Annotated in this window: 23 protein-coding genes and 1 pseudogene; 6 read left to right on the top strand and 18 right to left on the bottom strand. The window is 69.9% G+C overall.

The window, feature by feature from the left end; all coding sequences use genetic code 11:
* Positions 1–67: 67 nt before the first annotated feature.
* Positions 68–1,708 (top strand): CocE/NonD family hydrolase, encoded by a 1,641-nt coding sequence (locus ACH413_RS34265; protein ID WP_360045001.1) that lies wholly within the window; start codon positions 68–70, stop codon positions 1,706–1,708.
* A 2-nt stretch (positions 1,709–1,710) separates the two neighbouring features.
* On the opposite strand, the gene ACH413_RS34270 is transcribed toward ACH413_RS34265, so the two are convergent.
* The gene (locus ACH413_RS34270) at positions 1,711–2,136 is read right to left on the bottom strand and encodes a hypothetical protein (RefSeq protein ID WP_360045004.1); all 426 of its coding nucleotides are present in this window, start codon (positions 2,134–2,136) and stop codon (positions 1,711–1,713) included.
* 202 nt (positions 2,137–2,338) lie between these two features.
* Between ACH413_RS34270 and ACH413_RS34275 the strand changes: the two genes are divergently transcribed.
* Positions 2,339–2,794, top strand: coding sequence for a hypothetical protein (locus ACH413_RS34275; RefSeq protein ID WP_360045007.1), 456 nt, complete (start codon positions 2,339–2,341; stop codon positions 2,792–2,794).
* Between the two features lie 253 nt (positions 2,795–3,047).
* Here ACH413_RS34275 and ACH413_RS34280 read toward each other — a convergent pair.
* A pseudogene (locus ACH413_RS34280) lies at positions 3,048–3,176 on the bottom strand (NAD(P)-binding domain-containing protein); the annotation flags it as partial.
* An 894-nt stretch (positions 3,177–4,070) separates the two neighbouring features.
* On the opposite strand from ACH413_RS34280, the gene ACH413_RS34285 reads away from it, so the two are divergent.
* Positions 4,071–6,920: a hypothetical protein gene (locus ACH413_RS34285; protein WP_360045010.1), complete on the top strand. Its 2,850-nt coding sequence runs from the start codon at positions 4,071–4,073 to the stop codon at positions 6,918–6,920.
* On the opposite strand, the gene ACH413_RS34290 is transcribed toward ACH413_RS34285, so the two are convergent.
* A complete protein-coding gene (locus tag ACH413_RS34290; protein WP_360045110.1) occupies positions 6,850–7,212 on the bottom strand; it encodes a SulP family inorganic anion transporter in 363 nt (120 codons plus the stop codon). The two genes, ACH413_RS34285 and ACH413_RS34290, sit on opposite strands and share 71 nt — an antisense overlap.
* Positions 7,213–7,221: 9 nt before the next feature.
* Here ACH413_RS34290 and ACH413_RS34295 point away from each other — a divergent pair, with 9 nt between their 5' ends.
* Entirely contained in the window at positions 7,222–8,208 is a 987-nt protein-coding gene (locus ACH413_RS34295; RefSeq protein WP_360045013.1) for a hypothetical protein, read from the top strand.
* Positions 8,209–8,619: 411 nt separating this feature from the next.
* A complete protein-coding gene (locus ACH413_RS34300) occupies positions 8,620–9,537 on the top strand; it encodes a hypothetical protein (protein WP_360045016.1) in 918 nt (305 codons plus the stop codon).
* 295 nt (positions 9,538–9,832) lie between these two features.
* Here the strand turns inward: ACH413_RS34300 and ACH413_RS34305 are convergent, their stop codons facing one another.
* The 4 genes from ACH413_RS34305 to ACH413_RS34320 form a co-directional block, all read right to left on the bottom strand.
* Positions 9,833–10,438, bottom strand: coding sequence for a TetR/AcrR family transcriptional regulator (locus ACH413_RS34305; protein ID WP_360045019.1), 606 nt, complete (start codon positions 10,436–10,438; stop codon positions 9,833–9,835).
* 9 nt (positions 10,439–10,447) lie between these two features.
* Positions 10,448–11,191: an alpha/beta hydrolase gene (locus ACH413_RS34310; protein WP_360045022.1), complete on the bottom strand. Its 744-nt coding sequence runs from the start codon at positions 11,189–11,191 to the stop codon at positions 10,448–10,450.
* Positions 11,192–11,400: 209 nt separating this feature from the next.
* A complete protein-coding gene (locus tag ACH413_RS34315) occupies positions 11,401–11,676 on the bottom strand; it encodes an FAD-dependent monooxygenase (protein ID WP_360045025.1) in 276 nt (91 codons plus the stop codon).
* A 17-nt stretch (positions 11,677–11,693) separates the two neighbouring features.
* Positions 11,694–12,770: a BtrH N-terminal domain-containing protein gene (locus ACH413_RS34320; protein ID WP_360045028.1), complete on the bottom strand. Its 1,077-nt coding sequence runs from the start codon at positions 12,768–12,770 to the stop codon at positions 11,694–11,696.
* Between the two features lie 456 nt (positions 12,771–13,226).
* Between ACH413_RS34320 and ACH413_RS34325 the strand changes: the two genes are divergently transcribed.
* Positions 13,227–15,830, top strand: coding sequence for a SpoIIE family protein phosphatase (locus ACH413_RS34325; RefSeq protein ID WP_360045031.1), 2,604 nt, complete (start codon positions 13,227–13,229; stop codon positions 15,828–15,830).
* Between the two features lies 1 nt (position 15,831).
* Here the strand turns inward: ACH413_RS34325 and ACH413_RS34330 are convergent, their stop codons facing one another.
* The 11 genes from ACH413_RS34330 to ACH413_RS34380 all read right to left on the bottom strand — a co-directional run bounded on the left by ACH413_RS34330 (position 15,832) and on the right by ACH413_RS34380 (position 25,793).
* Positions 15,832–16,218, bottom strand: a complete 387-nt coding sequence (locus ACH413_RS34330; RefSeq protein ID WP_360045034.1) for an ATP-binding protein — start codon at positions 16,216–16,218, stop codon at positions 15,832–15,834.
* Positions 16,215–17,783, bottom strand: a complete 1,569-nt coding sequence (locus ACH413_RS34335; RefSeq protein ID WP_360045037.1) for a fused response regulator/phosphatase — start codon at positions 17,781–17,783, stop codon at positions 16,215–16,217. The genes ACH413_RS34330 and ACH413_RS34335 overlap by 4 nt, the downstream gene beginning before the upstream one ends.
* Entirely contained in the window at positions 17,780–19,513 is a 1,734-nt protein-coding gene (locus ACH413_RS34340) for an ATP-binding protein (RefSeq protein WP_360045039.1), read from the bottom strand. Before ACH413_RS34340 ends, ACH413_RS34335 begins: the two co-directional genes overlap by 4 nt.
* A complete protein-coding gene (locus ACH413_RS34345) occupies positions 19,510–20,547 on the bottom strand; it encodes an ATP-binding SpoIIE family protein phosphatase (RefSeq protein WP_360045042.1) in 1,038 nt (345 codons plus the stop codon). The genes ACH413_RS34340 and ACH413_RS34345 overlap by 4 nt, the downstream gene beginning before the upstream one ends.
* Positions 20,535–20,948: an ATP-binding protein gene (locus ACH413_RS34350; protein WP_360045045.1), complete on the bottom strand. Its 414-nt coding sequence runs from the start codon at positions 20,946–20,948 to the stop codon at positions 20,535–20,537. Before ACH413_RS34350 ends, ACH413_RS34345 begins: the two co-directional genes overlap by 13 nt.
* Complete coding sequence (locus ACH413_RS34355; protein WP_360045048.1) at positions 20,948–21,352, bottom strand: STAS domain-containing protein; 405 nt, start codon at positions 21,350–21,352, stop codon at positions 20,948–20,950. Before ACH413_RS34355 ends, ACH413_RS34350 begins: the two co-directional genes overlap by 1 nt.
* Positions 21,352–22,215 (bottom strand): STAS domain-containing protein, encoded by an 864-nt coding sequence (locus ACH413_RS34360; RefSeq protein WP_360045051.1) that lies wholly within the window; start codon positions 22,213–22,215, stop codon positions 21,352–21,354. The genes ACH413_RS34355 and ACH413_RS34360 overlap by 1 nt, the downstream gene beginning before the upstream one ends.
* A gap of 179 nt (positions 22,216–22,394) precedes the next feature.
* Positions 22,395–22,796: an STAS domain-containing protein gene (locus tag ACH413_RS34365; protein ID WP_360045053.1), complete on the bottom strand. Its 402-nt coding sequence runs from the start codon at positions 22,794–22,796 to the stop codon at positions 22,395–22,397.
* Between the two features lie 434 nt (positions 22,797–23,230).
* Positions 23,231–24,334, bottom strand: a complete 1,104-nt coding sequence (locus tag ACH413_RS34370) for a winged helix DNA-binding domain-containing protein (RefSeq protein WP_360045056.1) — start codon at positions 24,332–24,334, stop codon at positions 23,231–23,233.
* Between the two features lie 5 nt (positions 24,335–24,339).
* The gene (locus tag ACH413_RS34375) at positions 24,340–25,374 is read right to left on the bottom strand and encodes an aldo/keto reductase (RefSeq protein ID WP_360045059.1); all 1,035 of its coding nucleotides are present in this window, start codon (positions 25,372–25,374) and stop codon (positions 24,340–24,342) included.
* The gene (locus tag ACH413_RS34380; RefSeq protein WP_360045062.1) at positions 25,374–25,793 is read right to left on the bottom strand and encodes a DUF1761 domain-containing protein; all 420 of its coding nucleotides are present in this window, start codon (positions 25,791–25,793) and stop codon (positions 25,374–25,376) included. Before ACH413_RS34380 ends, ACH413_RS34375 begins: the two co-directional genes overlap by 1 nt.
* Between the last annotated feature and the right edge of the window lie 83 nt (positions 25,794–25,876).

Consider the following 25,876-nt stretch of genomic DNA (forward strand, 5'->3'; position numbering starts at 1 on the left):
GCTGTTGTGAAGGACTGACGCGCGTCCTCCCAGACGTCCGCCCCCGGTCTTGATAGGAAAGATCACCGTGGGCACACGACCTCGGTTCGACCTCGCGGGCAAAACGGCCGGTCTGCTCGCGCAGCGGCTGCTGAAGCTCCCTCCGGCCATCTCGCGCAACGTCACCGTGGAACGGGATCTGCGGATCCCCACCCACGACGGCCAGACCCTGATGGCGAACCACTGGGCACCGGACGACAGCAGTTCGCACAACGCGCCGACGGCCGTCGTGCGCACGCCGTACGGGCGTAGCGGGCCGTTGGACTGGTTGTACGGGCGCGCGCTCGCGGAACGTGGTCTGCACGTGCTGACCGTCAGCTGCCGCGGCACGTTCGGCTCGGACGGCGACTTCCGCGCGATGCGGCACGAACGCGAGGACGGCCTGTCCGTGCTGCGGTGGCTCGCCGACCAGCCGTGGGGCAACGACGCGCTGCTGACCGGCAGCAGCTACCTCGGCTACACCCAGTGGGCCATCGCGGCCGAGGCGCCACCGCAGGTCAAGGCGATGGTGCCGCACGTGACGTCGGCCCGGCTGGCGCTGGCGTTCCTGCGGCCCGAGCGCACCGAACTGGAGACGCTGCTCGGCTGGTCCGTGAGCACGGCGACCCAGGAACGTCCGGGAGGCATCTGGCGCGCGCTGCTCGGCATCGGCCGCAAGCGCGTCGAGAACGCCATGAACACGCTCCCGCTGGTCGACGCGGACACCGCCGCGCTGGGCCACCAGTGGCCGTTCTACCAGGAATGCCTGCACTACGACCAGAACGACCCGTACTGGAAGAACGAGGACCACTCCCCCACCGTCGGCGAGGTGACGGTCCCCGTCAGCTCGATCGCGGGCTGGTACGACATCTTCCTCGCCGACCAGCTCCGCGACTTCCAGGTGCTCAGGGCCGCCGGCCGTGACGCGCACCTGACGGTCGGGCCGTGGTGGCACGCGCACACCGGCGGGATGGCCGCAGTGCTCAACGACACCGTCGGCTGGGCCGCCGCCCACGCCCGCGGGACCGAACCGCCGCGCAAGCCACCGGTGCGTCTTTTCGTGATGGGCGTGGACGAATGGCGTGACTTCGACCAGTGGCCGCCCGCCGGCTACACCCCGCAGCGCTGGCATCTCGCGCCCGGCGAACTCAGGCCCGTACCGGTCGCGTCCGCGGCGCCGACGTCGTTCACCTACGACCCGGCCGATCCGACGCCGTCACTGGGCGGGCCGAAACTGGAGAGCCGGGGCGCAGGGCCGGTGGACAACCGGAAACTGGAGGCCCGCGCCGACGTGCTGGTCTTCACCTCCGAGGTCCTGGACGCCGACGTGGAGGTGATCGGCGAGGTCACCGCCGAGGTGTGGCTGCGCGCGGACCGCCCGTCCTGCGACCTGTTCGTGCGTCTGTGCGATGTGGACGGACGCGGCAAGTCCCTCAACATCTGCGACGACCTGGTGAAGGTGCGGCCCGACGGGATCACGAAGGTGACGGTCGACCTGTCGCCGACCGCGCACGTGTTCCGGCGCGGCCACCGGATCCGCGTGCAGGTGTCGGCAGGGGCGCATCCGCGGTTCGCCCGCAACCTCGGCGACGGCGGCCCGCCGCAGACCGCGACACAGCCGCTGGCGACGAAGGTGGAGATCTTCCACGACGCCGAGCGGCCGTCCGCGATCCTGTTGCCGCGCAAGTAGGGTCAGAGTGCCTCCGGCAGCCCGAAAGCCCGGGACAACGCAGTGCCGAACGTCGCGGTCTCGGCGACCAGGCCGTCCTCGACGCGCAGCACGGTGAGCGCGACCGACCGGTGCCGGTCGCCGGGCAGGATGCAGGAGGCCGCCATCGGCTGGAGGTTGGTGGCGGCCGGCCGCACCTCGAACCGAACGCAGATCGGGCACCCACTCCTCGATGATCGGCCGGCCAGAGGCCTGCTCGGCCTCGTGACCGCCCGCGCCGGGCGGCTGGTCAGCGCGTTGTCGTCCGCGCGTTCGAGGGCGGCCGTGTACCGCCGCAGGACCTCACGTTCCTCGCCGCGCCCGCAGTTCGGCCTCCTGTGGGGACGCCCACCCGTCGTGCGCTGGTTGAGCGGCCCAGCCTTCAATCCGGAGCGACGCGTAGTGATCACCGTGAGCCTCGCTCACCAATGCCAGCCGATCTTTCATCGCGAGCAGCCACCTGGACCAGGCACCCCGACGTCCTTGCCATCCGCGCTCCGGCACCTCGCGGCGCGCCTCGTGCCGGTTCATACTGGATGCTTCCGGGCTGGCTCAACGAGGCTGGTGGATCGCATGCGGTTTCCGGGACGTCGCCCGCGGCGAAGCGCGGCCGTGACAGGCGCGAAGGATTCCGCTGCCGCGCGTCTGGTTGCGCTGCGGTCGCTGCTGGAGGTGGCCACCCATGCGGTCGCACTCCAGCCCGCCGCCGAGCAGATCATCGACGCCTGCGCGCAGCCTGGCGACGTCCCGGCGCAGGTAGCCCGGCAGGGCGGCCGCGTCGCGTCCGACTACTGCCGGATGCACGGGTGGGCCATGGACCTCATCGGCGACGCCGACCGCGCGTCACTGGAGTTCCGGGTGACCCAGCTGCTGCACTACCACGCCCAGATGATCGACACGTGCCTCAAGCTCGCCTTCCCGAAGTTCCGCAGCCCCAGACTCGAACAACGGCGGCTGGCGTTGCGCGGACTCGGCGAGCCGGCACGCACTCTGCGGGACGCACGGGCGGCGCTTGACCTTTGGATCTCCGACCTCGAACGGCCCGACGGCATCGAGCCGCCACCCTGAACCGCCAGTCGCACGTCCCGGCAGCTGAGTTGTCCTGAAGCCTCAATACGGCACGGCGATGGCGACCGCGTCGTCCGCGATCTTGGTCCTGGTGCCGTCGACCTCGGAGAACAGCTGCTGGGTGAAGCTGTCGGGGGTCGGACGGACGAGGACCGCGCGGAAACCCGGGGCGACCTCGCGGCCGTCGCCGGCGTCGTCTCGGAAGGACGGTGATCAGCACCTGCGCGTCCGCCGCGGCCGCCTCCGCGGAGGGGTCCCAGCGAGCCCCGCCGGCGATCACCGCCTCGGCCACTTCGTGCCGGACGTCGGTCACCAGCACGTCGAACCCCGCCGCGGCCAGGTTGCGGCTGATGGGCAGGCCCGTCCTGCCCGCTCCGGCCAGCGCGACCCGCGCGCCGGGCTGAAGTGGCCGCGGAGAACCGGTTCATCCCGTCCACATCGGACAGAGATGTGTCGATCCTCCGCACCCGCCCGATCACGCCCTCCGGCCCGGACGCGGTTCCGGAGATCTGGTTGTCGCCGGGAAGGGTCCGCGTCACGTCCTCGGTCAGGATGCCACGCGGCGACGCCCGGTCCTGACCGCCCAGCGCCTTCGTGAAGGTCGCGGTGAGTCAGGCAAAGCCGTCCTCGGTCGACAGTCGACAAAGGACGATCGAGTGACCCGATGACAGGTACTTGCACATCGCAACAGACCTCGGGCGCGTCTCACGCGATCCCGCAAGCGATCAGCCGGCGATCTGCGGCTCGTGGAAGAGCTTGGTGTGGGAGCGCTCAGGCGTGTCGTGAGGCGTTCCGAACCGCGTCTCGGCGTGATCGACATCTGGGTGGCTGAAGAGCCCGTGCACCGGCGCGGGTCGTTCACCACGGTCGCCATCGGTGCCCGAGTTCGTGACGACGTGACGCGAGAAGGGCTGGATGTGCAAGTCTCTGACTCTTTCCTGGTGGGCTGGGTGCCGCGGCGGGTGACGCCGGCGCCGAAGGTACGCGACTGCCGCGTCCTCGCCCCTCGGCGCCGAACTCCCTGGGGGTGACGCGCACCCGGATGCCCCGCCTGGGCCTGCCTCAACCCCTGTTGCCGGAGTGATCTGCTCCGGCAACTCGTGGTCGGCGTCGCGCGGCCGCCCAGAACGCGATCTTCTCGATCAACTCCGGATCGACCGGCCATCGCAGCTGTTCGCGCGTGCTGTGCTTTAGTGGCTCGGACGTGGCAGGTTCGCCGACCTACGACCGAGGCGCGCAGCTGTCCGTCGACAGGCTGTGAGGGAGACGATCGACAGTGCCGCGGAGTGAACGCGAACTGGTCCGTGACGGCTCGGCGCTCGTGGAGTTCGCCGCCGACTTGCGACTGCTGCGCACAAAAGCGGCAACCCCGTCCTATCGGGACATGGGCAGCGTCGTCCACTACTCGGCGACCACCCTCTCGGAGGCGGCACGCGGACGGAAGCTGCCCAGCCTGGCGGTGACGCTGGCATTCGTCCGGGCCTGCGACGGCGACGAGGCTGAATGGGAACAGCGCTGGCACGCTCTCGCGGCCGAGCTCAACGAGAACTCAGCCATGACGTCCACCGCCGAGGAGCTCAGCGGCGCGCCATACGTGGGATTGCGGGCGTTCGGCCCGGACGACAAGCACTTGTTCTTCGGACGTGAGCGTCTCGTCGCCGAGGTCGTCGGCAAACAGCAGCGGTTGGTGCTGCTGTTCGGCGCGTCCGGATCGGGCAAGTCGTCAGTGCTGCGCGCGGGCGTGGTGCCCGCCCTCACCGCCGCGGGGAAAACACTGCTGCTGTTCACCCCGGGTACACATCCGATCGAACGGTGCTCGATCCTGCTCGCCTCGAAACTCGGCGTGACCGCAGGGGCGGTGCTGGACGAGTGGCGCGACGACCGAGCCCTCCACCGACTCGTGTCCCAGATGTCAGGGGACGGCGAGACGGTCATCGTCGTCGACCAGTTCGAGGAGGTCTTCACGCTCTGCGACAACGATGTCGAGCGCGCCAGGTTCATCGCCGCGCTGGCCGTCGCGGCGAACACGCAGGGCAGCCGATGCCGGGTACTGCTCGGCGTGCGGTCGGACTTCTTCGCGCACTGCTCGGCACATCCGGCGCTGGTCGACGCCATGCCGGACGGGCAGGTCGTCGCCGGGCCGATGAACGCGGAGGAGTTGCGCCAGGCCATCGTGGCGCCCGCGGGCAGGATGAACTGCACGGTGGACAACTCCCTGGTGGCGGACCTGCTCACGCAGGCGCACGGCAGGCCAGGAGTCCTGCCTCTGTTGTCGCACGTGTTGTTGCAGGTGTGGGCCCGCCGCAGCGGCAACCGCCTCTCGGTCGCCGGATTTCAGCAGGCAGGCGGGCTCGACGGTGCGTTGAGCCGCACCGCCGAAGAGGTGTTCGCCGGCCTGGGCGAGACGCGGCAGCAACTGGCCAGGACGTTGTTCGGCAGGCTGGTCGCGCTCGGCGAGGGCACCGAGGACACGAAACGACGGCTCGACACCTCCGAGGTCGGCGATGCCCCCGACCTCGCCGCCGTGCTCGAAGCGTTCACCCGCGCGCGACTGCTCGCCAAGGACAAGGACGGAGTCGAGATCGCGCACGAGGCGCTGATCCGGGCCTGGCCACGGCTGCACGGCTGGTTGCACGACGACCGCGAAAGCATCCACCTGCACCGCCGGCTCACCGACGCCACGGACGCGTGGGAGTCGCTGGGAGAGGACAGCGGCGCGCTGTACCGGGGTGCGCGGCTCGCGCTCACGCTCGACTGGGCAGGCGAGCACGAGTCCGCGTTGTCACCACGGGAGCGGCGCTTCCTCGACGCCAGCCGGTCCGCCGAGATCACCACCAGCCGTCGGCTCCGCAGACTCGTCGCGCTGCTCAGCGTCGTGTCCCTGGTCGCCGTCACCGCCACGATCGTCGCCGGGATCGCACAGCGAACGGCCACCGAACAACGCAACGCCATCCGGGCGCAGATCGTGGCGGACGAAGCGGCTGCGCTGCATCCGGCCAACCCTCAGCTGGCCGTGCAGCTCGCGCTGGCCGCCCACCGCACAGCCCCCTCCACCCACACCCGTGACGGGTTGATCAGCACCCTGCCGCTGGCTGTGGTCCAGCAGAGCAGCGTGGTGATGTCGGTGGCGTTGAGCCCGGACGGCCAGACCTTGGCAACGGGCAGCGACGACCACGTCGTGCGGCTGTGGAACATCAACGATCCGCGAAAGCCGAAGGAAGTCGTCACGCTGACCGGCCACACCGAACCGGTCTACACAGTGGCGTTCAGCCCCGACGGACGCACATTGGCGTCGGCGGGCTTCGACCACGTCGTGCGGTTGTGGGACCTCACCGACCCTCGAAACCCAGCGCAGCTCACCCCGCTGATCGGCCACGCGGTGAACATCCACGCGGTGGCGTTCAGCCCGGACGGCCGCACGCTGGTTTCGGTCGGCTGGGATCGCACGGTGCGGCTGTGGAACGTCACCGACCCACGCCGAGCCACCGAGACCGCCGTGATCGACGGCTTCCGCGACGTGCTCCACGACGCCGTGTTCAGCCCCGACGGCCGAACACTGGCCGTGGTGGGCGACGAGCCGGGAATCTGGTTGTACGACGTGACCGACGCTCAGCGGCCCGCGCTACTCGTCAACATCCCCGGCCACGACAACGGGGTGTACGAGGTGGTGTTCAGCCCGGACGGCCAGGTCCTTGCGACGGTCGGCGAAGACCGCGCCGCACGACTGTGGAACGTCTCGGATCCCCACCAGCTGACCTCGCTGGCGGTGCTCAACGGCCACGAAGACAGCGTCTACACGGTGGCGTTCAGCCCGGACGGACACACCCTCGCCACTGCGGGCGATGACCGCACCACGCGCCTGTGGGACGTGACCGACCCGCGCCACGTGACGGGGCCGGCCACCGTGTCCGGAAGCCTCGACGCGGTGGAAGCGGTGGTCTTCGGCGCCGACGGCCGCACGTTGATCACCGGCGACTGGAACGCCCAGCTGCGGCTGATGGACACCGACCTCGAACGAACCGTCGCCCACGCCTGCGACACCGTCCACACCGTGATCACCGAAGCCGAGTGGAACCGCTACTTCCCCGGCCTGCGCTACCAGCCACCATGCCCAGGCCGACCCTGACGTCGTCGGCCGAAACCGCTGCCGTGCGAGGAACCCCGAGCCACCAGCGCGCTGCGGCGAACACCGGCGTGATGACGTTCGCGATGCCCTGGCCGAAGGGTTCACGGTCCGGGTCGTGGCGCTGGTTCACGCTCATGCCGTCAGCAACCGTCGCGGACAGCAGGCTCTCCAGGACGGCGAGCGCGGCCGCGGTGCCTGCCGCGACTTCACTCCTGTGGCTGTTCCAGCCATCGACGGCAAGACCGCTCAGCGCTTTCGTTCGGGCTGTAACGATCAGTCTCGGCGGTGTGATGAACTGGCCATGTCTGACAGCACCAAGGGCTACGGCGGCTGTGCGCTCGCCTTGTTCGCGTCCTGCGTCGGGATGTCGCTGATCTCGTTCCTGATGACGGTCCTGCTGGCACCGGCGATGGCGGCGCGCACCCTGATCACCGGCTCGCTGGACGTTTTACCCCAGTGGCTGGTGTTCGCGGCGTTGTCACTGCCCATGGCCACGGGGCTGGTTCGGCTCGTGCTGAGCAAGAACGGCCGGTTGCGCACCGAACCGCGGGCTACCCGGTGGGCGTGGACGTTCAACCTGGGTGCGGCGCTGCTCGGCGTTCTGAACGTTCTCGCGTTCGTGATGTCCACCGCTACCGGGCAGATCGGTGCCGACCTGCCCGTCGCCTTCACGGCCGGGGTGTTCGGCGGCGCGGTGCTGCTGGCGATCTGGGTGTGGGACCGGCGGCCGCGCCCGGACCCCATCACCGTCGAGGAGATCAGGCACACCGTCGCCGAGGTCGACCGCACGCTGTACGAGGTTCGCGCCGCCAATGAACGGGTGCACCAGCAGGTCCTGCAGGTGCAGGCGCGCCTCGCGGAGCTCCGCGCGTGGTCACCCCCGCCGCAGGCGACGAACCGCGTGTCGTCCCCGGAGGCCGGGTGGACCAGGCCGGTCCGGTCCGATGTGGAGTTTCACCGGCTGCGGCTTTGCCACTTCGAGTCGTTCCTCTGCGCCGACACCGTGTACGCCGTCTATTCGTCGGCCCAGGTCTCGTTGAAGACGGTGTCCCACATGGAACAGCGGGCTTTGCGAGGCCGCGCCGAGGCAAGAGGGCTTGCGGGACGCCTGACGTGGGGACGGGACCAGCTGCGGGCGGAGGTGGCGACCGGACTCGGCAGGGTTCAGTTCCTGAACGCCAACACGCACGAGTTCAAGCACGAGATCCGCGACACCTGCGGCGCACCGGGACAGCACTGGTTCGCCCAGCTGGAAGCCCGCAACGCCGAGCGACGTGCGATCGGCTGACCCACTCACACATCCTGCTCAGGGAATGGCATGAACGCGCTGTTCAGGGACACTGGACCGGGTCTTGGCACGACCGCAGACCGGTCGGTCGCAACAGTGTTCGCGACGTTGCGGACGTCCAGGCCCTCGGTTCACGCTCGTACAGGCGTGGCGGTGCTTCATCAAGTCGCAATGCCACCTCAGCACCGCACCCGGGCTTGCCAAGAGCCGGAGCCGACGCAGCCCTGCGCGGACCACGGGCGCAAGCAAAGCCGCGATCATGCCCGATGAGCGCCACCCACCAATGCCAGTTGTCCTGAACCCGATTGTGGCCAATGGGTTCATTCGAACGGACTGACTCCACAACGGTCCGGCGCGTGTAAGAATCCCGGCACTGGGGATGGCTCGACATGGGGGACTCACATGCGTCGCATGACCGTGGTTTGCGCTGCGCTTCTTTCGTTGCTGGCACCGGCGGTGCCGGCGCACGCTCAGGCCCCGTGCGCCTGGACACCGGCGGAGCTGCCGCTGCCGGCGGGGATCACCGGTGGTGCGGCGTTGTTCGCCGGGCCGAACGGCTACCTGGCGGGGCAGGCGCCCTCCGGTGCCCTGCTGCTGTGGCAGAACGGGACGTCCATCGCGGTGAACGCACCGGTCACCACCCAGCTCTGGCTCGCTGGGGTCAACGGCAGCGGAGAACTGGTCGGGTACGACGGGCGCACCCGCTCGCCGTTCGTGTACCGGAACGGAACGTTCCAGGCGCTGCCCATGCCCGCGGGGAGCACGACGTCCGCTGACGGCATCAACGAGGCGGGCGACATCGTCGGCACCGTCTCCGGTGGGCAGCCGCCCTACCGCGCGGTGGTGTGGCCGCGCGGCAACCCCGGCACCTACCAGTTCGTGGCGGACGACGTGGCCATCGGCATCGACGACGCGGGGCGCGTGGTGACGGAGAAGGGGTACGTGGTGACCCTGGCCGGGGTGCGCTCCGACCTGGAGAGCTCCCCGGACGTGAACATCCAGATGTCCCAGGGCAGCCAGGCGCTCGGCAGGAAGTTCGGCGACGACACCGGCTTGTGGCGCTGGGACGTCGCGACCGGTGCCGGCCTGCAACGGTACGAGGTGAAGGATGCGTCGGCCATCGGTGCGAACGTCGCGGGCCAGGTGGCTTCCTGGGGCGCCTACGGCAACGGTGAACGGCGGACCGTGAAGGTCTGGCGCGGCACCGAGTTCTTCGGCGAGCTCGCCGTCGGCGAACGCGTTCGCGCGGTGGCGGAGAACAACGACCTCGCCGGGCAGCGCAAGTCCACTGACGGCCGCTGGGTTCCCGTGACCTGGACCTGCGTCTGACGGACCAGACGCAGTTCGCCCGGAGCTGCCCGCGCCCTCGGTGCGGAACCGACAGCCCTGTCACCAGGAGGCGGAGAACACGAGGCTCAGTTCAGGCGTTGGATGGCCCCCACGCGGAATTCGATGTGGTGATCACAGGTAGCGGCGCGGCGGGACTCACCGCCGCGGCGCGCGTGTGGGGTCGTGCGTGCTGAAAACCGCCGCACGGATGAAGCTGACGGCCGCATCAGCGACCTCGACGCGGCCTTGGAGCACCACTACCAGGATCAGCCGGGCACCGGATTCCGCGCGAAGGTCAGCTCCCGGCGCCTGCCGGGACCCTACGCAGGCCGTTGACCAGCAGTCGCACGAGGTGCCGCACGTCGTAGCAAGTGCCCTTGTGCACCGACACGCCCGCGCAGATGCTGCCGACACCGCGCATCAGCTCGTAGGGGTCCTGGCCAGGAGCGATCTCGCCGGCTTCCGCGGCCGACTCCAGCAATCGCGTGCACACCGGCACGAGATGCTCGAGGAAGTAGTCGTGCAGCGGGTCGTAGCACGACTCGCCGGACTGCAGCACGGACGCGAGCCCCTGCTTGGTGATGACGAAGTCGACGAACTGGTCGATCCACTTCGCCAACGCCCGGTGGGGGCTCGGTTCGGCGGCGAGCAGGGCGGGGCCCGTCTCGGAGAGCGACTGCACCTGCGACCGGTAGACGGCCACGATCAGGTCGGCCCGCGTCGGGTAGTGGCGGTAGATGGTCGCGGTTCCCACTCCGGCTCGGGTGGCGATCTCGCGGATCGGCGCGTCGACGCCGGAGGTGACGAACACCGCGGCCGCGGCTTCGAGCACGTTCCCGGCGTTGCGCCTCGCGTCGGCGCGCCGCGGCGGTGGGCCCGCAACGCCAGGAACGTCGCTCATGACCGCATCCTATCGACCGGCACCGACCGGGGAGGACAGCCGTGAGGCAGCCAGGTCACCGATGTCGAGCAGCATCTCGGCCAGTTCCTCGGGCACGGTGATCATGCAGTCGTGTCCCGTCGCCAGCTCACGCACGTCGGCGGCTTCCCCGTTCGGCTGCACGGGGTGCACAGGACGGAACTCGATGTCCTCCGGTTTCACCGTGCAGTGGATGTGCGTGCGGGGAATCGCGTCCAGAGCCGGGTTGTCCATGGCGACCGGCTCTTCCAGGCACCGCGTGGACTGGTCGGAGACCATCGTGGTGAGCCAGGCGATGTCAGCGGGATCGGTGATGCCGAACAACCCGAACGGCGCGGGCGGCGGAGGCATCCGCCAGTCGTCACCGATCATGCCCCGGATACCGGGCATGACGTCGATCGCGCTCTCGCCGTCGACCGGCACCATGGCGTCGAGGTAGACCAACCGCGCGATCCGTTCGGGAACCTCGTTGGCCACCGCGGAGATCACCATGCCCGCATAGCTGTGCCCCACCAGCACGACGTCGCGGAGGTCCTCTTCGACCAGCAGCCGCACGACGTCGGCCGTGTGCGTGCCGAGCCCCGTGTCCGGGCTCAGCAGGTGCCGGGTCTCGCCGTAGCCGGTGAGCGTCGGGGTGAACACCTGCCTGCCGCTCGCTCCCAGCCGCGGCACGACCCGTGCCCAGCTCTGACCGCTGTGCCATGCACCGTGCACCAGCACGTAAGTCACCGGCATGTTCTCTCCCCGAATCAAGTGGGACGCTGTCCCGTTTAGAATATGGGACAGCGTCCCACTTAGTCCAGTGGTCCGTGGCGGCCTGCGCATCAGCGCATCGAACGTCGTGAAGACGTGCGTGTACGACTCCTGAACCCGGTTGTGCGCTGTTCCCACCGTCTCCCGTTGCAGGCCGGGAGACGGTGGGGCGTGACTGCCATCGGTACGGGCTACTCGGGCAGGGGGTTCTGGGCCATCCGCTGTTCACCGATCCGGGCTGCTTCCGTGACCACGGAGAAGCCGTACGCGGTCAGCTCGTCGCGCTCGTAGCACGCCAGCGCCTCGGCCAGGGCGAGCCGGCCGTCCGCCACTGCTTTCAGCGCGCGGCCAAGCACAGTGGCGTCGCGCATCGCTACGTTCGCCCCGCGCCCGAGGGTCGGGGTCATCGCGTGGATCGCATCGCCGAGGAGAGTGACGTTGACGGGCGCGTCGAGCGTCCCGGGCACGCTGGTGCACGTCTCGATCAGTCCACGGCTGTCTTCAGCCGGGCGATCGCATCGGTCTCCGCCTCGTACAGCTCAGCGAGCTGCCTGCCCATTTCCGCGAACTCCGTCGACTCCCCCACCGCGTGCCACATCTCGGCGATCTCCCGCCACCGCGGCGCCAGCCCGGAATGCCCTGCCTGGTCGAGGAAATCGGCGAACAACGGCCGCAGGTTCCCGCCCGTGACCCCGTACCGGCCGTCCACTCCCTCCCGCACGCTCTGCAACGCGAGATCGAGCCCCTGCTCGTCGGCGAACACCTTCGGCCACGCCTTGGCGGCCTTGGTGTCGGTCATCATCCGAGACCACTTTCGCCACGCCGGCAACGAGAACGAGTCCGACTTCAGCGACAGGTGCTCCACGACGTCCCGCAGGCCCTCACGGACAGCCGCTTCGACGTCGATGGTGCGATCGGAGCCGGTGATCACGAGCGCCTGGTTCTTCCAGCTGCCCACACGGGCCACGGCCCGGTCCAGGTCCGCACGCGCGACGGTCAGCGGCGCCAGGTTGCGGTCGTCCAGGTAGACCCTGTCGCCAGAACCGCCGTACACCACGACCGGGTGACCGCCGTGGCCGTCGAGCCCTTCCGGCAGGTCCCAGTACCCGATCTGGTACCGGTCGGGCCACACCATCACGGCGTCTCCGGCGTCGAGCCGGCCGGTCAGCCACGCCTGCGCGGCCTTGGGCGCGGACCGGTGCCACTCGGCCTCGATCCCCAGGCGCGCAAGGACCTTCTCAGTCCGGCGGGTGACGTACTGCCACGAGTTGCTGAAGCCGAGGGTCACGTGACAGCTGTTGTCGTGCTTGAACTCCCACAGGATGTAGCCCGCACCGATCCCGCCGCCGATGCCGAACAACAGCGCCTCCGTCAGCCCGGAGATCCCCCTCGCGGCGAGCATGGTGTTCAGGCCTGCCGCGTCGGGGTCCGTGCCTCCGCGCAACACCCATCCGCCGTCCGGCGACGCACCGGTCAGGTGTGCCAGCGCGGTGGTGTACCGCTCACCGGTCTTGGCCATGCGTGCGCGAACTTGAGCCTTGAGCTGCTTGCGTGACGTCATCACCGAACTCCTCGGCCGTCGCCACTGGCACCCGAACCCCACGCGTCCAGATGCCGCGACAGCCTTGGTCGAGGCATGACGAGGTCAGCGTTCCGAGGCGCACAGGTCCCCTTTGCCTCCGCGACAGCCGAGTGGCGTGAGCACTCGGTCAGGAGGTTCGGCGCGGAACTCGCCGGCCGTCATCCTAACCGCAGACCGCCGACTGACACGCGATCGTCCTCCGCCGTTCAAGAAGCTGCTTTCGGAGTTGCCGACCTGACTTCGGTCAACACTGAAGCAATAGTGAAGAGATACCTCAAGGCCGCACCCCGACCGACCTCGTTCGAGCGCGGTGTCGTCGATCCAGCAGAGAACGGTGCAGGTGAGGCGGCTCCAGTAGAGTCGGGTTTTCGCCGAGGTGTGCTTGAGCAGCCAGGCCACTCTTCGCGGGTTCGCGGCGTTGTGGAGGCAGCTGGAATGAGTGACCCGGGGCAGGACTTCGCCTCCCTCGTCGACGAGTTGCCGGTCGTCGTCTGGCAGGGCGAGTCCGGTTCTCGCGCCGTCACCTACCTGTGCCGTTCCGTCGAACAGCTGCTCGGTCATCCGCTGGAACACTGGCTCGCTGACACCGGTTTCTGGGGCCGCATAACGCATCCCGACGACAGGGAGAAGTCCGCACGCCTGCGCTGGGATTCCGACGGGGACTACGAGTCGGTGTATCGCGTCTTCACGGCGTCCGGCGAACTCATGTGGCTGTTGGAGAAGGCGAGTGTGCGCGGCACGCTCCGTAGCGGCGTGTTGATCGACGTGACCGCGCAACGCGCGGCCGAGCAGCGCAGGCAGTTCCTGGATCTGCTGGACCGCGAGTCGCAACTGCTGGACGACGCGGAAGACCTCATGGCGCTGGCCACCAGGATGCTCGGCGAGCACCTGAGTGTGGACCGTTGTGCGTATGCCCGGACGGAGGAGGACGAGAACCACTTCGTCATGAGCGGCGACCACGCCACCGGGCTGCCGCCGTTGCCGGGCAGGTTCGCCATGCGCGCGTTCGGCAACGGCGCGCTGGCGGCGATGCGGGCGGGTGAGCCCTGGGTGGTGGTCGATTCGCTCGACGATCCTCGCCTGGACGCCGAGGACCTCGCCGCGTACCGGGTGACGGGCATTCGGGCGGTGATCTGCCTGCCGTTGTTGCGGGGCGGGCGTTTCGTGGCGGCCATGGCGGTGCATCAGGCGTCCGTGCGGCGGTGGACGCGCGACGAGGTCGACCTGGTGTCGGTGGTGGTGAACCGGTGCTGGGAGTCGCTGCAGCGGGCACACGCCGACCGGGCGTTGCGCGACAGCGAGGAGCGGCACCGGCGGCTCGTGGAACGCGCCACCGACGCGATCTGGTTGCTGGACCACGACCTCAGGTTCGTGTCGGTGAACCCCGCGACGGGGGACCTGCTCGGCTACCAGCCCGACCAGTTGCTCGGCACGCCGCTGTCGGATCTCGCCGACCTGCCCGCCGACCTGTCCACGTCGCACGTGGTGAACCTGCGTCGCGCGGACGGCACGGAGGTCGCGCTGGAGCTCAGCGTTCAGCACACCCCCACGGGCCTGCAGGCGATCGGCCGGGACGTGACCGAGCGCGAACTGACGTTGCGACGTGAGCACGCGATCGCGGCCGCGTTGCAGGAAAGCCTGCTGCCGCGCGAACTTCCGGTGTTGCCGAGGCTCGCGAGCGCCGCCCGCTACCTGCCGGCGACGGAGCACTCGCAGATCGGCGGCGACTGGTACGAGGTGGTGCCGCTCGGAGCCACCCGCGTCGGGCTGTCGGTGGGGGACGTCGTCGGCAAGGGACCCGCCGCGGCCGCGGTCATGGGGCAACTGCGCAGCGCGCTCACCGGATACCTGCTCGACGGGCACTCCCCCGCCGAGTCCCTGCGGCGCCTCGACACGTTCACGACTCGGGTGAACGGCGCGGTCGGCAGCACCTGCGCGTGCCTCGTCTTCGACTGGGGCACGGGCGAACTCTGCTGGGCCGCGGCAGGGCACCCGCCGCCCGTCGTGGTCGATCAGGCGGAAGCACGGCTGCTCCTCGACGAGATCGGCCCGGTGCTGGGCGCCGGCGGGCCGACGAGGCCGCGCGAGCACGCCGCGCTGTTGCCGCCGGGTGCGTCGGTCGTGCTCTACACCGACGGCCTCGTGGAGCGACGTGGCGAGGTTCTGGACGACGGGCTGGGCAGGCTGGTCGACGTCGTGACCGGAGCGTCCTCTCTCGGGCCGGCGGCGTTGGCGCAGCACGTCATCGAGGCGCTCCTGAAAGACGGCCAGTCCGACGACGTCGCGCTCGTGGTGGCACGACATCTGCCGGCACCGTTCGTCCGGCACCTGCCTGCGTCCTCGCACGAGCTGTCAGCGCTGCGGCGAGCGGCGACGGCGTGGACGGAACTGGTGGGCATCGGCGAGGACGCGACCTACGACGTGGAACTCGCGCTGGGCGAAGCGGCGACCAACGTGGTCGACCACGCCTATCCGGCCGGCGGCGGGGAGTTCGACGTCTCGCTCGAATGGACCGGCAGCGGTGTGCGGGTGACGGTGGCCGACCGCGGCCACTGGCGACCGGAGCCGCAGGACAAGGGCTACCGGGGCCGCGGCCTGACCATGATCCGCGCGCTCAGCGACGAGGTCGACCTGGTCGCCGGCGACGACGGGACGATCATCCGCTTCCACGTGCCCGCGACACCGGGTGTGCGGACGGCGCCATCCGCGCCGCGCTCCACCCGGCCGCCGGTGGTGACCGGGCTGACGGACGGTGCGGACGAACCGGTCCAGCTGCTCCTGCTGACCGGCGATCTCGACACGACCACAGTGGACGAACTGCGGGATCCGTTGCTGACGCGGATCGACACGCCGGGCGGCCGCCCGGTCGAGATCGACCTCACCGGACTGCAGTACCTCAGCAGTTCGGGCATCGCGTTGCTGCTGCAGGCATCCGCACTCGCGAAGGAACGCGGCCGGCTGCTCTCCGTGGCGGCACAGCGGAACAGCGCTCCAGCCCGGATCCTCGAACTGTCCGGAATGGACCACACGGTTCGATGACCTAACCGACGCAACTCACCAGGGCGAACACCGTCTTGCCGCCTCGCCGGGGCCGGATTCCCCATTCCAGCGAGATGTTGTCAACGACCACGATCCCCCGGCCCCGATGCTCTCCCAAGCGCGAGCGGCCGCGCACCGGTTCCCCGGTCGACTCGTCGTCGACCTCGATCGTGACCACGCACGGCACCCGGCCGCGCAGAACGCGCAACCGTCCCGCGCCCGGAGTGTGGTCCAGCACGTTGCTCACGAGTTCGGTCACCACGAGCAGAACGTCGTAGAGGTGGTCCTCGCCGAGATCGACCAGCGCGGCGGTGAGAGCGCGGCGGATCGACGACATGGTGAGGCCCGGCTGAACCGGCAGCTCCAGCACGGCGTCGGGGGCCGTCATGCGAGCCGGCGCAGCAGGAGCAGGGCGATGTCGTCCTGCTTGCCCTGACCGAGCTGGGCGATCAGCCGGTCGGCGAGCTCGTCCATGTCGTCCGCGTACGACACGGCCGCCCGCAGCTTCTCCATCCCCTCGTCCAGATCGACGCCGTTGCGTTCGACGAGGCCGTCGGTGGTCAGCAGGACGGTGGTGCCACGCGGCAGCGGCAATTCGGTCGCCTCCGGCCGGTCCATGCCGAGGCCGAGCAGCGGGCCCTTGACCGTGGTGTAGCGAGTGCCCTGGTCGTCAGCGACCAGCGGCGGAACGTGACCGGCGTTCGCCACCGCCATCGTGCCCGCCTCCAGATCGACGAGCAGCAGACACATGGTCGTGAGGCCGCCCGTCGGGTGGAACCGCTCGAGCATGGTGTCGACCCTGCGCAGGATCTCGGCGAGCGAATGACCTTCCAGGGCGTACGCGCGGAACGTGTGCCGCACCTCGGCCATCACCGTCGCGGCCTCGATCGAGTGGCCGCACACGTCGCCGATGGCGATCAGCATGCGGCCGTCGAGTTCGATCACGTCGTAGAAGTCGCCACCGATCTCGGCGTTGCTGGACGCGGGCTCGTAGCGAGCGGTCATCGGCAGCGCGGGGTGGTGCGGCAGCGTGCGCGGCAGGAGGCTGCGCTGCAACGTCAACGCCAGCGAGTGCTCCTCCGCGAAGGTGTGCAGTCCTTCGGCGGCCAGCGCGGTCGCCTGGGCGAGCTGCCGCAGCAGGTTGCGGTCGTCCGAGGTCCCGACGGCCTGGGGGTCGACCGCGATGCAGATCGGCGACCTGCGCGGCTTGGTGCGCGCCAGTGCCACGACCGCGGGTGCTTCCGGTGGCCACGGCAGGGCGTCGACATCGGCCACCATGACACCGACGCCGGGGTTGAGCGCGGACGTCCAGGCTTCGACACCGGCGATGTCCGAGTGCGGCTGTGCGGGCGACCGGCGGTCCGCGGCGGTGGCCACGCGGACGTCGCCGGACGGCGTGGTGAGCACGGCGGTCGCCTCGGTGTCCAGCACGTCGGCCGCGCCGATCGCGGCGGCTTCCGCCAGCGCGTCGAACGTCGTGGCCGCGTTGATCGTGAAGGTGGCCGCCGTCAACCGGGTCAGCCGGTCGGCGAGGTGTTCGGCGAGTGCACGGGCGCGGTGGTAGCGCAGCGCCGCCTCGACGTTGGCCAGCAGCTCGCCGGGGTCGACGGGTTCGGTGAGGTAGGCGTCCGCACCTCGGGTGAGACCGGTGACCTTGTCCTCCGGCTCGATGTAGGTCGCCGACAGCATCACGACCGGGATCGAACTCGTCCTGGGATCGGCCTTGATCCGCTCGGTGACGTCGTACCCGCTCATGTCGGGCAGGTGCACGTCGAGCAGCACGAGATCGAACAACTGCGCGTCCAGTGCGGCGAACGCCGCCGCGGCCGTCGTCGCCTCGACGACCGTGTGGCCGCTGCGGCGCAACCAGCTGCTGGCGATGAACCTGCTCGCGTCCAGGTCGTCGACCACGAGGACCCTGGCCGGTCCGCCACTCATGGCTGTCGGGTTCATCGGCTGTCCGTTCTGCGCGCGGTGAGCTGGGCGTCCCTGACCGCTCGGCTCACCGAGTCCGCCGAGATCCGGGACTCGTGCAGCATCACGGCGCTCAGGCTGTTGACCGTGCGGGCGAGGCCGCCGGGGTCGTCGCCGCACACGATCACGACCGGCACGTCGCTCAGATCAGGATCGAGACGCAGGACCGACAGGACCGCGCTGCCACTCATCAGCGGCGTGCTCGCCTGTACGAGCACCAGGTCGGGCCTCTCGGACTTGGCCAGACTCAGCGCCGCGCGGCCGTCCTCGGCCTCGAGGATCTCGTTCGCCAGGTCGCCCAACGCCTCGCGCAGCCGGCGCCTGCCCTCGTCGTCGCCGTCGGCGATCAACGCGCGCTTGACCGGCGCGGGCCGAGCGGACTCGTCCTTGGCGCTGGGCAGGGTCAGCACGACCTCGGTTCCGACGTCCGGTGTGCTGCTCAGCGTCAGCGTGCCGCCGAGGATCTCAGCGAGCTTGCGCGCGTACGACAGGCCGAGGCCGGTGCCGTTCGCGCCCACCTGCAGCGCGTTCGGCACCTGGTAGAACTCCTCGAACACCCTGCTCTGCTCACCCTGCGGGATGCCGATGCCGGTGTCGGTGACCACGAACCGGATCTCGTCGGGGCCGTCGCCCTGGTGGACGGTGAAGCGGACCTCGCCGCGCTGGGTGAACTTGACGGCGTTCGACAGCACGTTGCGCAGGATCCGGACCAGCATGGTCTCGTCGGTGACCAGCGACGGCAGGTCCCCGACGGGGTCGACGACCAGGCTCACGTCACCGGAGCGCAGCGTCGGCCGCACCGACGAGCGCAGCTGCGTGATCACGTAGTCGAGCGCGACGGGCGCGAGCCTCGGACGGAGGCTGCCCGACTCGGCCTTGGCCGTGTCGAGGAGCTCGTTGACCAGGGCGAGCAACGTCGCCGCGGACTCGTTGATCAGGTCGACGTGGTGGCGCTGGTCGTCGGTCATGGGGTCGCCGCCGGGGGCGCCCAGCAGCCGGGTCAGGCCGACCACCGAGTTGATCGGGGCGCGCAGCTCGTGGCTGATGTTGGACCAGAACCGGATGCGTGCGGCGGCCGCGTCGCGCAGCTCGGCGGACTTGGCGTCGAGTTCGGCGTACAGGGCCACCACGCCCTGGTTGGTCTGCTCCAGCTCGTCGGACAGTTCCTGGTAGAGCGCGACCACGCCGTGGTTGGTCTCCTCCAGCTCGGCGTTGAGCCTCTCCAGCTCCTTGCTCTTGTGTTCCAGGTTCTCCAGCGTTTCGAGCAGTTCCTGGTTCTGCGCGCGCAACTCGTCCAGCGCGTTTCCGCCGACGTTGTCCTGAAGCTCGCGCAGCAGCTCCTCGTCGACCGTCGTGGCGTCGGAGGGCATGTTCTTCGTGAGCGTCGCACCCGTGGCGGTGATGAGCACCTCGTTCATCAACCTGCGCGCGGTGTCCCAGCCTGGGCCCGAATCCGTCGACACGGAGCCGGGCCAGGACAGTTCGACGAGCAAGGCGGGTGCTCTGCCGCGCCGCAGCCGAAACACCGCGGTCGTGGTCACGCCCTGCCGGACCAGCTCCCGGCCGACGTCGCTCAGCGCGGTCGCCATCCGGACCTGGTTCTGCCCGTCCAGGCCGACCGCGGTGGCGACCTGCCGCCCGCGCTGGCGCAGCAGGAAGACGTCCGGCTCGCCGCCGATCACCAGCCTCAGCAGCTCGGTCGCGGTCATGCGGGTCTGGCCACGAGCACGCAGGCGTCGTCGTTGCGCACCCCCGCCTCCCGCAGCAGGGTCGCCGCGATCAGCACGGGCGGATCGACGACCAGGTCGCCGGCCTGGTCCACGCCCCACCGCTCGGTGAGGCCATCGGAGTGCATCGCCACCACGGCCCTCTCCGGCAGCACGTAGTCGAACGCGCGGATCGTGCGTGCCTGATGCCCGGCCACACCGGGCACCGAGATCATGCCCTGCTTGCGACCGTCCGCCAGCACCGCCGCGGCGATGTTGCCGAGCCCGCAGTACCGCACCTTCCTGGTGACGAGGTCGATGTCGGCGACCGCCACCGCACCACCGCGGGTACCCCGCAGGGCAGCGTGCAGGCGCGCGACCACCGCCTCCGGCTGACCGGCCGGTTCGTCGCGGAAGATCCGCACCGCGAGTTCGGACGCGGCGGCCGCCAGTGGTCCGTGGCCGGACCCGTCGCACATCATCAGCACCAACCTGTCCGAGCTGCGGCACACGGCGTACGCGTCGCCGCAGACGTCCTCTCCGCCGATCGGCCTGGTGAGTCCGGCAGCGGGTTCCGCCGACCACTCCGGTTCACGATCCGCCGCCAGCAGGAACCGCGCCACCAGAGCGGTCCCCCGCCCCAGCTGCGAGGTCATCGAGCAGGTGGTCGCCAGCCGGGCGACCGCACCGAGTCCGACGCCGAGCGTGCCCGTCGTGGACTGCCCGTCCTGCTGCGCGAGCGTCAGGTCCCCGATTCCCGGTCCGCGGTCCAGCGCGACGATCTCGATCGCGGCATCCCGTTCGCCCCGGATGGTCCGGATCAGGACGACACCCTGCTGAGCGTGCTTGTAGAGGTTCGTCCCGACCTCGGTGACCGCGAGGCCCACCTCGGCCGTCCGCGTCGCGTCGAACCCCAGCCGCTCGGCGAGCGAGGTCGCCGCGCGCCGTGCCCTGCCGACCTGGGCGGTCTCCTCGACGGTCACCCAGACCTCGTCCCGCACGAGGGGAAGGCAGGTCGTGCCGGTCACCTCTTCCACTTGACCACTGTCACGATCGTGCCGCGGCCGACCTCGGTGTCGAGGTCGAACTGGTCGACCAGCCGGCGGGCACCGCTCAGCCCGAGGCCGAGCCCCTTCCCACTGCTCCAGCCATCGGCGAGCGCGAGGGTGAGGTCCGGAATGCCGGGACCTTCGTCGCGGAACGACGCGCGCACACCCGTGCGGCGACCGTCGTCGACCTCCTCGACCAGGGCCGCGCCTCCGCCGCCGTACACGAGCGTGTTGCGGGCGAGTTCGCTCGCCGCCGTGACGAGTTTCGTCTGGTCGACCAGGGAGAGCTTCGCCCGTTGCGCGTACACCCGCACGAGCTGGCGGACGCGGACGACGTCGTCGTCCGCGCTGATGGTGACCTCTTCCGGCCCCTCGGGCCGGGGCGGCATCAGACGTCCTGCGCGAACTCGTCGGGATGCGCGAGCGCACCCCTGCGCTGATGGCCGAGCTGGCGGAGGATCTTCATCCCGCGCTCCAGGTCGAGTGCCGTGCGCACCCCGCCGAGCGTGAGACCCAGTTCCACGAGGGTGATCGCGACGGCCGGGCGCATGCCGACGACCACCGTGTCCGCGTCGAACAACCTGGAGATGGACGCGATCGTGGCGAACATCCGCCCGATGAACGAGTCGACGATCTCCACCGCCGAGATGTCGATGATCACACCGTGCGCGCCGGTAGCGCTGATCTTCTCGGCCAGGTCCTCCTGCAGCGCCAGCACGCTCTGGTCCTGCAGGTCGATCTGGATGGAGACGAGCAGCAGGCCGCCGATCTTCAGAATCGGGACGCGTTCCATCAGCCGACCTCGCCACGCACCGCATCAGCACCGGCGCGGCCCTTCGCGTCCCGCAACGTGTGCCGCAGAGCGTCGGCGAGCGATGCCTTCGTGACGATGTCACCGAACTCGATGCCCAGCGCGACGATCGTCTGCGCGATCTGCGGCCGAATGCCGGACACGATGCACTCCGCACCCATCAGCCGCGCCGCCACGACCGTCTTGAGCAGGTGCTGCGCGACCTGGGTGTCCACCGCGAACACACCGGTGATGTCGATGATCGCGTGCTCGGAACCGGTGTCCACCAGTGCCTGCAACAGCTTCTCCATCACCACCTGCGTGCGGGCGGAGTCCAGCGTGCCCACCAGCGGCACCGCCAGCACGCCCTCCCAGATCTTCACCACGGGCGTGGTCAGTTCGAGCAACTGCTCGGACTGCTCCTTGATGATCTCCTCGCGAGCCCGCGCGTAGGACTCGAACGTCCACAGCCCCAAAGCGTCCAGCAGCCCCGAGAACGAGAGGACCTGCCGGAACACCTTCGGGTCGTCGTCGTTCTGGGTGAGGTCGAAAACCTCGCGCTTGAGCGAGAACACGCTCGACGCGGTCTCCGACGGCGTGAAGCCGACCCGCACCCTGGAGCGCGAGTACTCGTCCAGCCACGACCGGATGTCACCGAACTCCGGCCCGGAGATGTCCCTGCCGTCAAGGCCGATCAGCGGCAGCAACGCCTCGAAGAGCTCCCGGAAGTCACGCTCCAGCTCGACCTTCGTGGACCGTCCGCGCAGCTGGGCCGCCGCGGAGTCGACCCACCTGTCGATCAACGAGTCGGCATTGGCCCGCACCAGCTCAGTCAAGCGCTGGCCGTGCCCTGCGTCTGCAGTCACTCAAGCCTCCTCAGGCTGTCGCGTGTCCCGCGAACACTAGTCGCGCGCTCCTGGAGAACCGCGAAGTGGGAGGCGCCGACGTTCCGGCCGGTCCGTCGAAGTCGTCGTGGAGGACGCGTCAACGGCAAGGTCCGTTCGGGCCGTCGTCGGCTGCACGGCCGCCAAGAGGCCGTGACTCGTCAGTGCCGTGACTGAGGTGGCACCACGGGAGGCAACGCCCGAACGGCAGCGAGAGCGCTCGGCAGGTCAGGACGCAGCAGGAACAACACGTCCGTGCCGGTCAGCTCAAGGGGCCTTCGCACCGCGTGACCTGCGACGATCGCGAACGGAACGCCCCGGGAGCGCGCGACCCGCTGAACGGCCACCAGCATGTTGATGCCGGACGACCCGAAGAAGGTCACCGCCTGCAGGTCGACGACCAGTCCGGCAGGGCCGCCGTTCACGATGTCGAGGGTCTCGGCCAGCGGAGACCCCTCCATCATCATGTCGACCTCGCCGACAAGGGTGACGACCACGATTCCGTCGTTGTCCGCTGGATCGGCGGTCAGCACGTCCAATGCCCCGCCGGACTGCTGAACCACGTGAACACCTCCATCGGCCACCGCGAGAAGCGCCAACACCGCCGTTGCCGGTGTCCCGAAAACCTTCTCCACGCTATGCCCCTGCGCCGGTGAGGCACAACCGCTGGCACGTTGCAGATCTCACACAACGCGTCGCTTTGCCGCCAGGAGACCAGCCGTGCCGAAGTGCGCGGCAAGACCGTTGTTCTGCGAGACCGGACATCTGGAGAAAGCACGCGAGCTTCCGCCTCCGACCATCCTCTTAGGACTAGTCGACCACGACCTCCCTGACTGTCAGCCTGCTCGCCGAACGGCTTCGCCGCGTCTCGTCGGCGACGGCGATGGCGACCAAACGTTGCTGCACGATCGCGTGGCCTCGATGCCGCCCATCCGCGGCATCCGCAGGTCCATGAGCACGACGCCCAGCCGCCGCACGACCTCGCCTCGGTTTTCCGTCACCGCGGCGAATCCTCCACGCGCACGCCGGGTTCGTCGCCGGTCGTGAGGAAGGACGCGACCGCGACGCCTTCCTCCTCGACGGCGTCGCGCTCGGCCCGCGTGAACGGGCGCAGCGGCCGGACCACCGCCGTGAGGCCGTCCTGCGCCCACGTGGCGGCGACCCGCCCGTCGACCAGGACGGTCCGCTCGCCCTGGACCGACAGCAACCGGTGCTCGAAGTCGATGATCCGGCCGCGGTCGTCGTAGCCGAGGATCGCGTTGTCGAACGCCGGCAGGAACCGCACCGGCGCCGGGGTGTCCTCGTCGGGACGGGGCGCGTCGGGCAGGTCCAGCAGTTCACGGCCGCGTTCGTCGCGAAAGGACACCAGCTCGTCGCGCACCGCCGCCACCGCCGCCGGCAGTCCCGCCAGGCCGCACCACGCGCGCAGGTCGGCGGTCGCGGCCGGTCCGAACGCGGCCAGGTAGCGCCGCACCAGGGCCCGGCCGACCGGGTCGGAGCCGTCCGCCGCGGGCGGGTCGACGTCGCGGCGCAGCCACGACGACAGCAGGCTGTTGCGCACCCCCGCCGTCGTCCGCCACAGACCGCGCGGGGGCAGCTGGGCCATGGGCACCAGTGCCGCGATCACCGCTTCGCCGAGCGGTCGTGCCCCGGCGGACGGCCAGCGGACGGCGAGTGCACCGCCGATCTCGGCCATGGTGCGCGGCTCTCCGTCGGCCATGACCTCCCTGCCCGCCGCCGCGAGCTCGTCGAGGTCGATCCCGCCGAGCTCGCGCCGGTACACGCCCAGCACGCGTTGCCGCAGCATCGCGTCGTGCCGCGTCCGCCAGGCGAGCGCGTCGTCCGCGGTGACCAGGTGAACGGTCCGCCGCATCAGGTGGGTGCGCACCACGCGACGGTCGAGCAGCAGTCGTGACACCACATCCGGGTCGAACGCCCGCAGTCGCGACCACAGCCCGACAAAGGGCTCCTGCGGCGACTGCGCCTGCAGACCACCCAGGTGGGCCACGGCGTCCGCCACCAGCACGGGCGACCGGTCGAGCAGCAGCTGGCGAGCCAGCGCGGCCCGGTTGAGGGCGCGCCGGCTCAGCACGGTGGACATGGCGGTCAGGCCGCGGCGCGGTCGCCGGACGGGCGCCGCCGCAGGACGGGGTTCGACAGGGCCGCCGGCACGTGGGAGACGTCCAGCGCGCCGAGGTCGGTGCCGGGCGGCACGATCTCGTCGATCCGGTCGAGCACGTCGTCGTCCAGCACGGTGTCCGCGCCGGCGATCAGGTCGTCGAGGTGCGCCATGGTGCGCGGCCCGATGATCGCCGACGTGACACCGGGGTGCGCGACCGCGAAGGCCATCGCCATGTGCGTCAACGACATCCCCGCCTTCTCGGCCACCGGGATCAGCCGCTCCACCGCGTCGAGCTTGGTCTCGTCGGTCATGTGGCGCGGCACCCAGTGCATGCGGGCGGCGTGCGCGTCCGACGGGCGGCCCTTGCGGTGCCGGCCGGTGAGCAGGCCCATCGCGAGCGGGCTCCAGACCAGCGTGCCCATTCCGTACCTCTCGCACACGGGCAGGACCTCGCGTTCGATGCCCCGGTTGAGGATCGAGTAGGGCGGCTGCTCGGTGCGGAACCGCTCGTACCCGCGCCGTTCGGACGCCCAGTGCGCCTCGACGATCTCGGAGGCGGGCAAGCTGGAACAGCCGATGCTGCGCACCTTGCCGGACCTGACCAGATCGGTCAGCGCGGACAGCGTCTCCTCGACATCCGTGCGCGGGTCCGGGTGGTGCACCTGGTAGAGGTCGATGTAGTCGGTCCGCAGGCGCCGCAACGAGTTCTCCACCTCGGCGATGATCCAGCGCCGCGAGCTGCCGGACCTGTTGTGGCCCTCGCCCATCACGCCGTTGACCTTCGTCGCGAGCACCACGTCGTCGCGGCGGCCGCGCAGGGCCTTGCCGACGATCTCCTCGGTCTCGCCGTAGGAGTACACGTCCGCCGTGTCGACGAAGTTGATCCCGGCGTCGAGCGCGCGGTGGACGATCCGCACGCAGTCGTCCTGGTCGGGGTTGCCCACCTGGCCGAACATCATGGTGCCCAGGCAGTACGCGCTGACCTCGATCCCGGTCCGTCCGAGAACGCGCGTCTTCATCAGAACGCCACCACGATCAGCGCGGTCACGACGATGCCGACCAGGTGGTACGCGCCGGAGATCAGGCTGTAGAACAGCGGCCGCGGCATGTTCGGGTTGATCGCGATGATGACGGTGTTGGCGACCAGGTAGCCGACTCCGACGACCAGGGCGAACACGATGGCGTCACCGACGGCGTCGATGTTCAGCGCCGCCATCAGCGCCGCCGTGGTGGTGACTACGAACAACGTCGCGACAGCCGGTCCGCCGAAGAACAACGCCGGCTGCGCCGGCTTCGGGGTGCTCTCCCTGCCGAGCGCCGCGGCGTACGGCTTGGCGAACAGGACCGCGAACCAGACACCGCCGATCACGGAGTACGCGACCACGGCGAGCAGCACGGCGATCCAGTTGGTCGAGCCCAACGCGCTGAGAACAGTCATGTCCGTCTTTTCCTTTGCTGGCAACGGCCCAGTGCCGTCTGCGCGTCGTACTCTCGCGCTCGAAGAGGACACGGAACGTCCGC

The organism is Lentzea sp. NPDC020367 (assembly GCF_044387305.1).
In the GTDB taxonomy this organism is placed as follows: domain Bacteria; phylum Actinomycetota; class Actinomycetes; order Mycobacteriales; family Pseudonocardiaceae; genus Lentzea.